The sequence below is a fragment of the Geobacillus zalihae NBRC 101842 genome, from assembly GCF_001544135.1.
GTDB lineage: Bacteria > Bacillota > Bacilli > Bacillales > Anoxybacillaceae > Geobacillus > Geobacillus zalihae.
Window position 1 is genome coordinate 30,269 of the sequence record NZ_BCPV01000016.1, and the last position, 11,927, is coordinate 42,195.

Below are 11,927 nucleotides of genomic sequence, written 5' to 3' on the forward strand. Positions count from 1 at the left end.
CCGATTCTTTGCCATACGCTCACATGACAGCCGCTTTTTTCACATCTTTGCCGCGGCCGCTGCTTCGATTCACGATATAGGTTCCACGTTGATCTTCGCTTCTCTTTTGCCGACCATGTTGCAAGCGACAGCCCGGTTCAATCATCGGTATCGATTTGCGCCCGTTGCAGCTTGCCGCTGAAATCGACATAAATGCTCCGCCATTCGGTGAATACGTCAAGCGCCGCGACGCCGGAGTCGCGGTGGCCGTTGCCCGTCCCTTTCGTGCCGCCAAACGGCAAATGAATTTCCGCTCCCGTTGTGCCGGCGTTGACATACACGATGCCGGTGTCCAAATCGCGCATCGCTCGGAATACATGGTTGACATCGCGTGTGAAAATGGCGCTTGACAGCCCATAATCGACGCTGTTGTTGACGGCGATCGCTTCTTCCAAACTGCGGACGGACATGATCGACACGACCGGGCCGAAAATTTCTTCGCGGGCGATGCGCATATTCGGCGTGACATCGGTGAAAATCGTCGGCGCGTAATAAAAGCCGCGCGCATAGTCGCCCTCGCGCAATATATAGCCACCCACAAGCAGTTTCGCCCCTTCTTCTACGCCAATGCGCACGTAGCGGTCGATTTTTTGCAGCGCCTCTTCATGGATGACGGGTCCGACTTTGACCGTTTCATCCAACCCGTTGCCGATTTTCAATGTTTTCACGGCTTCAAGCAGACGCCGCTCAAGCTCCTGTTTCACCCGCTCATGGACGATGACCCGGCTGCACGCCGTGCACCGCTGGCCTGATGTACCGAACGCACTCCAGATGATGCCGTCAACCGCCAATGTCAAATCGGCATCATCCATGACGATCACCGCGTTTTTCCCACCCATTTCGAGCGACACTTTTTTCAACAGTCGTCCGCATTTTTCCGCAATCATCCGCCCGACTTCATTCGATCCGGTAAATGAGATGACCTTGACATCAGGATGCTCGACGAGCGCATTGCCGACTGTCGGCCCGTCACCGTGGACCACATGAAACACTCCCGGCGGCAAGCCCGCTTCTTCAAAAATGCGAGCTAATTCCTGCGCCATGATCGGTGTCTCGGGCGCGGGCTTCCATACGACCGCATTGCCGGCAACAATGGCCGGGAACGACTTCCAAGTGGCGATGGCAATGGGAAAATTCCATGGAGTGATGATGCCGACCACTCCAACCGGCGTGCGGACGCTCATCGCAAACTTGTCTTTCAGCTCAGACGGCGTCGTATCGCCGAACAACCGCCGTCCTTCTCCCGCCATGTAAAACGCCATATCAATGCCTTCCTGCACTTCGCCGCGCGCTTCCTCAATCACTTTGCCCATTTCCATCGTCAACAGCCTTGCCAATTGTTCTTTCCGCTCCTTTAGCAGCATGCCGACTCGATATAAAACTTCCGCGCGTTTCGGCGCCGGCACGAGGGCCCACTGTCTTTGCGCTTCTTTGGCTGCTTGAACGGCCTCGTCAATATCGTTTGGCCCGGACATCGCCACCTCGGCAATCGTTTCCCCCGTCGCCGGATTGATCACCGGCGCAAATTGCCCGGTGCTTGGCTCCTTCCATTCTCCATTGATATAGTTTTGGATTTTCACTGTATACTCCCCCCATTTTTCCAGATGATTTATTGAGATAATTTATACATTGAACGCCGAGCGATGATCGTCAGGACTTCCTCTTGGCCCGCAAGTCCTGGATCGTGGCGGCCACCGAAATGTGGTCCGGATCGGCCAACACCTCAATCACCGTCGGCTTCTTGGCCTCAAGCGCCAACAGAAGCGCTTCCGTGAACTGTTGTTCCGTCTGTACTTGGAACCCGCGGCCGTTTAGGCATTCTGCCAAACGGGCAAACGACACGCGGCCTAAATCGGTGCCGATGACCCGCCCCGGAAACTGCAATTCTTGATGCATGCGGATGGTGCCGTACATATGATTGTTAAACACAATGCTGATGATCGGAATATCGTATCGAGCGGCCGTTTCCAACTCCTGCACCGTCATCATAAAGCCGCCATCCCCGGATAAAGAAACGACGGTCCGGGCGGGAAAGGCCAGTTTCGCGCCAATGGCAGCCGGCATGCCATATCCCATCGCTCCTGACGTCGGGCCGATGTACGTGTGCCCATCCCCAAACGGGAAAAAAGCATGAAGCCAACCGGCGAAATTCCCGGCATCGTTCGTAATGACCGCATTTTTTGGCAAATGGCGCGCCAAACTTGCCATCACAGCTTCATAGAGATTGCGATGTTCCACCGGCAGCCTGGCCGTTTGTTCGTACCGTTTCCTCCGTTCAGCCGCCCATTCTTGCCAAGACGGCCGCACCGCGAGATCGAGCAAACGGGACAGCACTTCCTGACAGTCAGCCCAAACCGCGAGATCCGGTGCATACACTTTTCCGAATCCATCGCTGTCGATATCGATGTGAATCAGCGTCTGATTGGGAGAGAGCAAACGGTAATCTTGTGTCGTCACTTCCGATAGCCGCGTTCCCAACGCCATCACCACATCCGCCTGCTCGGCCGTTTCCATGACCGCTTTGGGCGCCCCTAGACCTAGGTGTCCGACATAGCACGGATGGTTGTGGGGAAACACGTCATGCCGCCGGAACGCCGCCATGACCGGAAGTGCATACTTTTCCGCCCATAAGCGCAGCAACTGCTCGGCTCCCGACCATTTGACGCCGCCGCCGGCAATCACGAGCGGCCGTTTGGCGCGCTTCAGAATCTCTTCAATGTTCTGTATATCCTCTTGCCTTGGTGCCGGCTTCGGCACATCAGTCTCGGCTATCACTGCTTCCGCTATCGTTTTGGAAAAGACATCTTCTGGCAGTGAAACGACGACGGGGCCGGGCCGCCCTGTTTTCGCGGTGCGAAACGCCCGTTGCACCAGCTCTGGCACCCGCTCGGCTTCGCGAATTTCGACCACCCATTTGGCAATCGGACGAAAAAACGCTTCCATATCGACTTCCTGAAATCCTTCACGCCCTAGGAAGCGGCTGTTCACTTGCCCCAAAAACACGACCATCGGAGTGGAATCTTGCCTCGCGGTATGGACGCCAATCGCCAAATTCGCTCCGCCAACCGCCCTTGTAGCCAGCACGACGCCGCACTTTTGCGACGCTTTCGCATACCCTTCCGCCATAAAGGAAGCACCCCCTTCATGGCGGGCGGAGATGAACTCGATGGATGGCTCATCATAGATGGCATCAAGCAGGGGCAAATAACTTTCCCCCGGCACACCAAACACATAACGGATTTGTTCCTGTTTGAAACATTCGACGATGGCTTGAGCCACCGTGATGTGACGCATCGTTCTCTTCATGGCGCCGATTCCTCCCAATCCACTTGCTTCCATCGTTCAACGGCTTGCTCTAGACGCTCCATCGGCGCTGACAGCGATACGCGGACATATCCTTCCCCTGCGGATCCAAACGCTGTTCCCGGTGTTACGATGACTCCCGCTTCTTCCAGCAGTTTGGCGGCAAATCGTTCGGACGAGTATCCGTCATAGACCGGGATCCACAAGAAAAAGGTCGCTTTCGGCCGCTGCACGTCGATGCCCAGTTCTCGAAGTCTCTCGGCCATCATATTCATGCGTTGTTCATAAATGCGGCTATTTTCTCGAATAAACGTCCGTCCGTTCGTCAAAGCGGCCACCGCCGCCTTCTGGATCGGAATAAACTGGCACGTATCCGTGTTGCTCTTGATCACCGAAAGCGCTCGAATCATGTCCCGGTTTCCGACTACGTATCCGATGCGGCAGCCGGCCATGTTATAGCTTTTGGACAACGATCCAAATTCCACCGCCACTTCCTTTGCCCCGTCCACCTGCAAAATGCTCGGCGCTTGAAAACCAGCAAACGTCACGAACGAGTAGGCCGCATCATGAGCAATGAACATCCGGTGGCGACGGGCAAGTGAAACGGCTTCGGCCAATACATCCAAATCGACAGCGGCGGCCGTCGGATTGCTCGGATAATTGAGAAACATGATTTTCGCTTGGTCATAAACGGACGAGGGAAGCGCATCAAACCGAGGAATATAACCATGTTGCGCATCGAGCGGCAGCGATCGGCTCTGGCCGCGGGCAAAATGGACGGCCGTCCGGTAGACAGGATAGCCCGGATCAGGCACTAAGGCGAGCTCGCCGGGATTGAGAACGGCTTGCAGCAAATGGACGATTCCTTCTTTCGAGCCGATTAACGCCAACACCTCGGTCTCCGGATCGAGCTTGACGCCATATTCCCGTTCATAAAAACACGCGACCGCTTCCCGATACTCCCTGCAGCCGCCATACGGCGAATACGTATAGTGTTCTGGCGCATCGAGCGCTTCTTTCAACGCTTCGATGACAAAGGAAGGGGGCGGCAAATCGGGGGCGCCGATCCCTAAATCAATGACATCGACCCCGAGCTTTAGCAGTTCTTCTTTTTTCTTCTGAAATCGGGAGAACAAATATGGCGGCATCGTCTGCACAATATCGGAAAATGTGTTCAATCCCATCCCTCCTCATGGCCCTTCGTTTCAGTTTATGCGCACGCCCATCACCCTCATGCCCGTCTCACGTTCAAGAAGCAGCCTATAATACCAATGGCTTTCTCACATCAAGACATCATCAAAATCTTTTTTCTCGAATAGCAGGCTTTTTCACGAAGCTGCTAGAAGGCCGGTGATTTACTGGAGCAACAGCTTACTGGAATCGCTTCTCAAGTAGAAAAAGCTTGTAGCATCGACCCTATTTTCACACGTTCACCCATCGATCAAGGCAAACAGCGGTTTTTCACCAGCCTTCTGGAAAAACGCGATCCAACCATCTGAAACCCGACCCTTTCGCCATAAAAAGAAGCGGCCGGCATCATCCACGGTTCGATGACGCAACTGGCCGCTGTCTATGGAAGCGAAGCGCCGGCGAAGGCGTCGCGATAGACTGCGCAGTTTTCCCCTCATGATCATTCTATGATTCAAAATTTGCACCTTATGCCATTATCATAATCCATCTGAAACGATTTGTAAATATATTTTTTGAAAATTATATATTTTAAAAATAATAAAGAACCACACCAATTTGCACAACAAACAAGAGGGGCGATGAACGTTCGCCCCCCTCCGCTGCTTCGATCAGCACTGAGCGCTTTCCAGCTCATGCTTTTTCCGTTGATCGAACTTCCATATCCTCTCCACCATGCCGAGCATCGCAGCCCGCTTCTTGTCATTGATACAGCGATGACCCTTGCCGAATAAATTGTTGCGCTTTTTCTTTCATCCCCTCCTCTTTGATTTTCCGTTGCAGTTCATGTGAAATGTTCATGGAACAAAATTTCGGCCCGCACATCGAACAAAAATGAGCCGTTTTCGCCGCCTCAGCCGGCAATGTTTCATCATGGTATTCGCGGGCCCGTTCCGGATCGAGGGATAAATTGAACTGATCGTTCCAACGAAATTCAAAGCGCGCTTTCGAGAGCGCATCGTCACGCTGCTGAGCGGCTGGATGCCCTTTTGCCAGATCAGCCGCATGGGCGGCGATTTTATAGGCCACGACCCCGGCGCGTACGTCCTCTTTATTCGGCAGCCCTAAATGCTCTTTCGGCGTTACGTAACAAAGCATCGCCGTTCCATAAGCGCCGATGATCGCGGCGCCAATCGCTGACGTAATATGGTCATACCCGGGCGCGATGTCGGTGACAAGCGGCCCTAACGTATAAAACGGCGCCCCGTGGCAAATTTCCTGTTCCTGCTCGACATTTTCGCGAATTTTATGCATTGGAATATGTCCGGGCCCTTCGATCATCACCTGCACATCATGCTTCCAGGCGATTTTCGTCAGCTCGCCGAGCGTCTTGAGTTCCGCAAACTGCGCCTCATCGTTCGCATCGGCGATGGAGCCGGGACGCAAGCCGTCGCCAAGGGAGATCGCGACATCGTATTGTTTCAAAATCTCGCAGATTTCTTCAAAATGCGTATACAAAAAGTTTTCTTCATGGTGGGCCAAACACCATTGGGCGATGATCGAGCCGCCGCGCGAGACAATTCCGGTCGTCCGGTTGGCGGTGAGCGGAATGTAATGAAGCCGCACACCGGCGTGGATCGTCATGTAGTCGACTCCTTGTTCAGCCTGCTCGATGAGCGTCTCGCGGTACACGTCCCATGTCAGCTTCTCCGGCACCCCTCCTACCTTTTCGAGCGCCTGATAAATCGGCACCGTTCCCACGGGGACCGGCGAATTGCGGATGATGTACTCGCGCGTTTCATGAATGTGTTTGCCGGTCGATAAATCCATGACCGTATCGGCGCCCCAACGCACCGCCCAAAGCAATTTTTCCACTTCGTCTTCAATCGATGAAGAAACAGCCGAGTTGCCGATATTGGCATTAATTTTCACATGGAAACGACGGCCGATGATCATCGGCTCACTCTCGGGGTGATTAATGTTCGCCGGAATGATCGCCCGTCCGGCCGCTACTTCCTGGCGAACGATTTCGGGGTCGATTCGTTCACGGATGGCGACGAACTCCATCTCTGGTGTGATGATTCCCCGTTTGGCGTAATGCATTTGTGTCACGGTTTTTCCGGGCTTTGCCCTCAATGGACGGCGCACGAACGGCAGCGGGCGGACGCCGGCGGTCGCTGATGGCTTCACTTCTTCGACATCGCCGCGCTCGACAATCCAGCGGCGGCGAAGAGGAGGCAAGCCTTTCTCCACGTCCGGTTCAAAATCGGGATCCGTATACGGGCCCGTCGTATCGTAGACGCGCACCGGTTTGTTTTCCACCATTCCTTGCGGCGTTTTCGTTGGCGACAAAGCAATTTCTCTCATCGGCACGCGCACATCCGGACGCGACCCTTCGATGTACACTTTGCGGCTTTCCGGAAACGACATAAACGAGCGGATGTTTTCCATGCGGCTTTCCTCCTTTGAAATGGTGGTTGAGACCTGCAGCCGCACCAGCAAAAGAGAGGCAAAAACGGGGGATATTTACGCAAAAACGGGTTCCGCAAAACGAACGGAACCCGATCAAGGCAAAAAGGCCAAATGAACAGCCTGTGCGTCCATCTGTTCCCGCTGCCTGCTTCCCTACGCTGGCATGACCCAGATCAGGTTCAAAGGGTCAAAGAACTTCATCGCGTTCTTTTCTCAGCCCGGCTCTCGGACTCCCCTAGCAGATAAGCGTATCACAATGATGACTGACTTTTTTTATTTTATCAGGCAATTGGCAAAGATGCAAACCATTTTATTCCAAACGTTGACTCCCACACGTCGTTTGAAAGCCCCTCTTTCTCGAAGAAAGCGTCCTTTTCCTCACTCACACAGAAAATTTCTTCAGCATTGCCCGCATCTCGTCCGCCATCTGACCGAGCGATGTCGACGAAGAGGCGATTTCCTCGACGGAAGCCATTTGTTCCTGCGTCGCTGCCGATACGTTGGCCGCACCGGACGCTGACTGTTCGACAATATTGGTCATCTGTTGGAGTGCGTCGTTCACTTGGCGGGCATGCTCCGTCATTTGCTCGATGGCGGACGATACTTGTCCAATTTGTTTGCTCACTTGGCCGACCTCCTCGCGAATATGGGCAAATGATTGGCCGCATGCCGCCGCCACGTTCAATCCTTTCGCCACTTCGGAGATCACCTGTTCGGCAGACGCAACCGCCCGCTTCGTTTCTTCTTGAATGTAACCGATCAGCTCGGAAATTTGTTGCGCTGAGCGCGCTGATTGTTCTGCGAGCTTCCGCACTTCATCCGCGACAACCGCAAACCCTTTCCCTTGCTCGCCGGCGCGCGCCGCTTCGATCGCCGCATTGAGCGCCAACAAATTCGTCTGCGACGCAATGCCGGTGATCGCTTCCGTAATCTGTCCAATCTCGTTGGAGCGCTCCCCAAGCCCTTTCACCACCTGGCCGAGCGTTTGCACATGATCGTAAATGAACTGCATTTGCTCGGACATTTGTCCGATTGACTGCTTGCCGTCCTCTGCTTTCGCCGATGTTTTCTCAGCCCGGTGCGCCACTTCTTTCGTATGGAAAGCGACGTCGCTCAATGTTTGGGAAATATCATGCACGGACGCGGCGGTGGTGCGGACAGCATCGGCCTGCTCCTCCGCACTTGCCGCAAGCGTTTCCATCGTTGTCGCAATTTGCTCTGTCGCTTTCGTCGTCTGTTCGGCGACGGCGGCAAGCTGCTGAGAATATTGCGCTACTTCTTCGGCATGATGTTGGATTTGCCCCATCACACTTTGCCAAGCGTTTGCCATATCGTTTAACGACGCCGCAATCGGCCGCAGCTGCTGCACGCGATCAAGCGGTATGCGCGCCGTCAAATCTCCGCCTGTCATCTTGCCTAAATGTTCGTTAATAACGGCAATCGGGGCAACAAACCGTCGATAGTTGAGCGTTGCCGAAACGAAGCCGAGCATCGCGCCAAACAGCACCGTAGCAACAAGCGTCCACCAAAATGCCGCCCCGCGAATGCCGTTGACCAGGCATGTGGCCATGCCGATCGCCGCTGTGCCAGGGATGACGATGAACATGGTGCGGATGATATAACTTGCTAATGACAAAACGCTCTCCTCCTTTTGCCATGATGCAAACACCTTTCTTATTTCTTTACCACATAAATAGATTCGTGAATGAACGTTCATTTTCCTTCCTAGCCCTAATCATGAATAGGGGTGGTTGCAAAGTTTTCTGATCTAACAAGGACCCGCTCAAAAACATCATGCTTTTGATCGCCTATAATCGGTGACGAAAATAAGAAAAGGCGCCCCGTTCGATTGGGGCACCACCTGTTGTTTTCCGCTTTACACCGCCGGTTTTTCCGTTGTCACATACGTTCCAGCGATAAAATCGTGAATGGAGCGTTTGTCTTCTCTCGCCGCGACCATAATCGCACTAATGATGAGACCAATGCCGAACGTGATAAAGTATACGAGTCCGCCAACGAACGAGCGCAAAAACATCGTGCCGATGCCGACTTTTCCGCCGTTGACTTTCGCAATCCGGATGCCAAGCATCCGCTTGCCGACCGTATATCCGTACCAAACAGCCGGAACGATTAACGCGTAAAGGATGTTCGCTAATGACGTAAACCAGTTCGTTTCCCAACTGCCAGTGATGAAATAGCCGATGATCGAAATCGGAATACCGACGACAATCGCATCCAACAAGTTAGCCAACAGCCGCTTCCAAAATCCAGCCGGATTTGTCACCGCCATATGCCTTCCCTCCTGTTGCCTTTTCTATATTGTATTCTCCATTAACAGTATAATTGTCTTCATTTTACCGTAAATGGCGTATAAAAGAAAATCGGTTTTTTCGACATCACATCGATTTTTTGCTTCGATGCGGTGGTCCCTGCTGCACACGCTCAAGATGATGGAATCGATCTTCTTGCAGCAATTTCTTTAGCCCAGCTTCGCCACCACAGCCGAAAAATCGTCTGGAAGCGGCCCTTTTTGCGCAAAATGGCGGCGCAGATGGTCCAAAAGCACTTGCTCGTCCAATAAAATATGCGGCGCCAGCGCATCGCGGAACGCTTCAATCTTTTGCCGGACGGAACCCGTTTCCCCTTCGATCGCCCCGTCGGAATACAACACAAGCGTCGCCCCCGGCTCGTAGCGCAACCGGCCGCTGTCGACAAAAAGGCGCGGAAGCAGCCCGATCGGCGCGCAGCCGCGGTCCAACTCCGCCACCGTTCCATCCGGTTGGAACAAAAACCCCGGCGGATGGCCGGCTGATGCATATTCAATCATCCGTTCCTTGACATCCACCAGAACATATACGGCGGTGAAATAATACGTCATCCGCCCGTTTTCATGGTACAACTGGCGCATATGGCGGTTCAACTCGCGAAACACTTCCGTCGGAACGATCCCTTTGCGGATGACGCCGTTTAAGAGCGAGCGGACCGACATGCAAATGAGCGAAGCCGCTGCCCCATGACCCATCACATCCATTAAAAAAATGCCGTACCGCTGTTTGTCGATCGGATACCAGGCGTACATATCGCCACCCAGCTCCCGCGATGGGATGTACGTTCCGGCAATCTGGATTCCTTTGGCCGACAACGGCTTGCTCAACACGCGCTTTTGCACCTCGCGGGCCAGCCGCAAGTCATCTTTCATCGCTGCGATGTATAGGTTCTCGTAAGTTGGACCGGCAAATAAAAACAAGTAAAACGCGATTTCTCCATCATGGCCGGGCACAGCCCGCACCGTCGTCTGCCTGACATAGACCGAACCGTTTTTCCGCCGCCAGCGCACCCACCCCCTCCATTCTCCACTTTCCCCAGTGCTCGCTTGAATCACCTCATAAAGCCAGGCCTCGTAATAACCCGCGTAAAGCGTATGCAACGGCTGACCGACAATCTCTACATCATGACCAGTGATTTTTGTGAACGCCGGATTGACAAACTGAACGACAAACTGGCCATCGGTGACGAGCATCGCCTGTTCCATCGCTTTGTACACTTGTTCAGCGAGCTGTCGTTCATTCTCGTTTCGCTTTGCTTCTGTCAGATCAGCGACAAACCCGCTGACGAGCCTCACTTCCCCGAATTGATCAAGCACAGGAAACGTCCGTTCAAGCACCCAACGGACAGAGCCATCCCGCTGATTGATGATGCGATACGTCTGGGCGCCCGCATCCGCTCCTGAAAGAAGCGACCATTTTCTTTCCGCCTTGGCGCGGTCATCTGGGTAAGCCACCTTTGCCCATATGTCTTGATCGTGGTAAAAGTCGTCCGGAGGTAGGCCGTACAGCTGCTCGCATGATGACGAAATGAACAAGAGCCGCCTTCGTTCCGGCGTTGCGAGCCAATACACATAGTCGCCCGGCCCAACGAACACATTCATTTTTTCCAAGCCGAGAAGCAACTCCCGCCACGCGAGGTGGTCATAACGTTGAACATGTTCCCAAAACCCATCCACCATAGAACGTCATTCTCCACTGAAATAATCCATGGCTTCCTTCTCTGTGGCAAATAGTTTGATAAACGAAGAAAATTTGACAATATGGAAAATTTCTGCAAGCGACCCTTCCACTCCGGCAATGACCAACTCTTTTTGTCGGGCTCTCGCCTCCATGACGCTGTCAGCGATGACACCGAGTCCGGCGCTGTTTATGTAGTTGACCCCCTCCATGTTGACGATCAATTGATCCGCCTGTTTGTCCAGCAGCCTTTCCAGCGCTTGACGGAACGATTCGACGTTGTTTAAGGTAATATCTTCTGCCCATGTCAGCGCGCAAATTGCCCCTTGTCTCATCCTCATCTTGCTTCCTCCAATGGTCACTCATTTTTTTGCATTTGCACATGCAAAACAAGACGTTGTTTCCCGCTCGCTTCACGTATACATCGTCGACAATATGGGTGATCAGCTGCAGCCCTCTGCCGCGCGGCCCTGTGTTGACGACATCGGTTTGGGCTACGGAGAAGCATCCTCCTCGCTGTTTGACAATGATCATAAACTGTCTCGCTTCCATTTTCCAAAATATCCTAAATGGCAGTTTTCTCGTTTTTTGACAATATTCATACGCATTCGTGCACGCTTCCTCTGTCGCGAGCCGAAGAAAAAGGCAATCACGCGGCAAAAACCCCATTCTCTTCGCCAGTTCCTCGGTAATGTCCATCGCTTTTAAAATGTCCGCCGTTTTCATGATCGCCATCGTTCGGATCATGGTCCTGGGCTTCATCGGCATTTCCCCTATCTTTGTTATGCTTATACACCGGCCAAAGCAACATGGCAGCTTTTCCACTATCGCACGTTCCAGCGCTGGGGAAAACGGATTCGAATGCTATTTTTCTCCTTTATTGTTCCATCTATCGAAAAATAGTTCTTATTTACTACAATTCATTATAATACAAAATGGGGCTCATTCCAATTTCCTACATCCAAAAAAAAAGACATCATG

At 53.2% G+C, this 11,927-nt stretch carries 9 protein-coding genes, 1 pseudogene and 1 riboswitch; all 10 genes and pseudogenes read right to left on the reverse strand.

Features of this window, described 5'->3' with window-relative positions:
- Nucleotides 1-137 precede the first annotated feature (137 nt).
- On the reverse strand, nt 138-1,619 hold the full coding sequence (locus GZ1_RS06815; protein ID WP_060788174.1) for an aldehyde dehydrogenase family protein: 1,482 nt from the start codon (nt 1,617-1,619) through the stop codon (nt 138-140).
- A gap of 70 nt (nt 1,620-1,689) precedes the next feature.
- A complete protein-coding gene (locus GZ1_RS06820) occupies nt 1,690-3,345 on the reverse strand; it encodes a thiamine pyrophosphate-binding protein (RefSeq protein WP_060788175.1) in 1,656 nt (551 codons plus the stop codon).
- Nucleotides 3,342-4,520, reverse strand: coding sequence for an aminotransferase class I/II-fold pyridoxal phosphate-dependent enzyme (locus GZ1_RS06825; RefSeq protein ID WP_157074359.1), 1,179 nt, complete (start codon nt 4,518-4,520; stop codon nt 3,342-3,344). Before GZ1_RS06825 ends, GZ1_RS06820 begins: the two co-directional genes overlap by 4 nt.
- Before the next feature lie 712 nt (nt 4,521-5,232).
- A complete protein-coding gene (gene thiC / locus GZ1_RS06835) occupies nt 5,233-6,921 on the reverse strand; it encodes a phosphomethylpyrimidine synthase ThiC (protein ID WP_060788177.1) in 1,689 nt (562 codons plus the stop codon).
- 154 nt (nt 6,922-7,075) lie between these two features.
- Nucleotides 7,076-7,189, reverse strand: a riboswitch (TPP riboswitch).
- A gap of 135 nt (nt 7,190-7,324) precedes the next feature.
- Entirely contained in the window at nt 7,325-8,578 is a 1,254-nt protein-coding gene (locus GZ1_RS06840) for a methyl-accepting chemotaxis protein (protein ID WP_060788178.1), read from the reverse strand.
- A 240-nt stretch (nt 8,579-8,818) separates the two neighbouring features.
- On the reverse strand, nt 8,819-9,232 hold the full coding sequence (locus tag GZ1_RS06845) for an RDD family protein (RefSeq protein ID WP_015373893.1): 414 nt from the start codon (nt 9,230-9,232) through the stop codon (nt 8,819-8,821).
- Nucleotides 9,233-9,421: 189 nt separating this feature from the next.
- Entirely contained in the window at nt 9,422-10,948 is a 1,527-nt protein-coding gene (locus tag GZ1_RS06850; protein WP_020754985.1) for a PP2C family protein-serine/threonine phosphatase, read from the reverse strand.
- Nucleotides 10,949-10,954: 6 nt separating this feature from the next.
- Nucleotides 10,955-11,287, reverse strand: a complete 333-nt coding sequence (locus tag GZ1_RS06855) for an STAS domain-containing protein (protein ID WP_033005556.1) — start codon at nt 11,285-11,287, stop codon at nt 10,955-10,957.
- Between the two features lie 106 nt (nt 11,288-11,393).
- Nucleotides 11,394-11,672 (reverse strand): annotated as a pseudogene (locus GZ1_RS19555) (ATP-binding protein); the annotation flags it as partial.
- Entirely contained in the window at nt 11,596-11,757 is a 162-nt protein-coding gene (locus GZ1_RS19560) for a hypothetical protein (RefSeq protein WP_223810967.1), read from the reverse strand. The gene GZ1_RS19560 and the pseudogene GZ1_RS19555, both read right to left, overlap by 77 nt.
- Nucleotides 11,758-11,927: the final 170 nt, after the last annotated feature.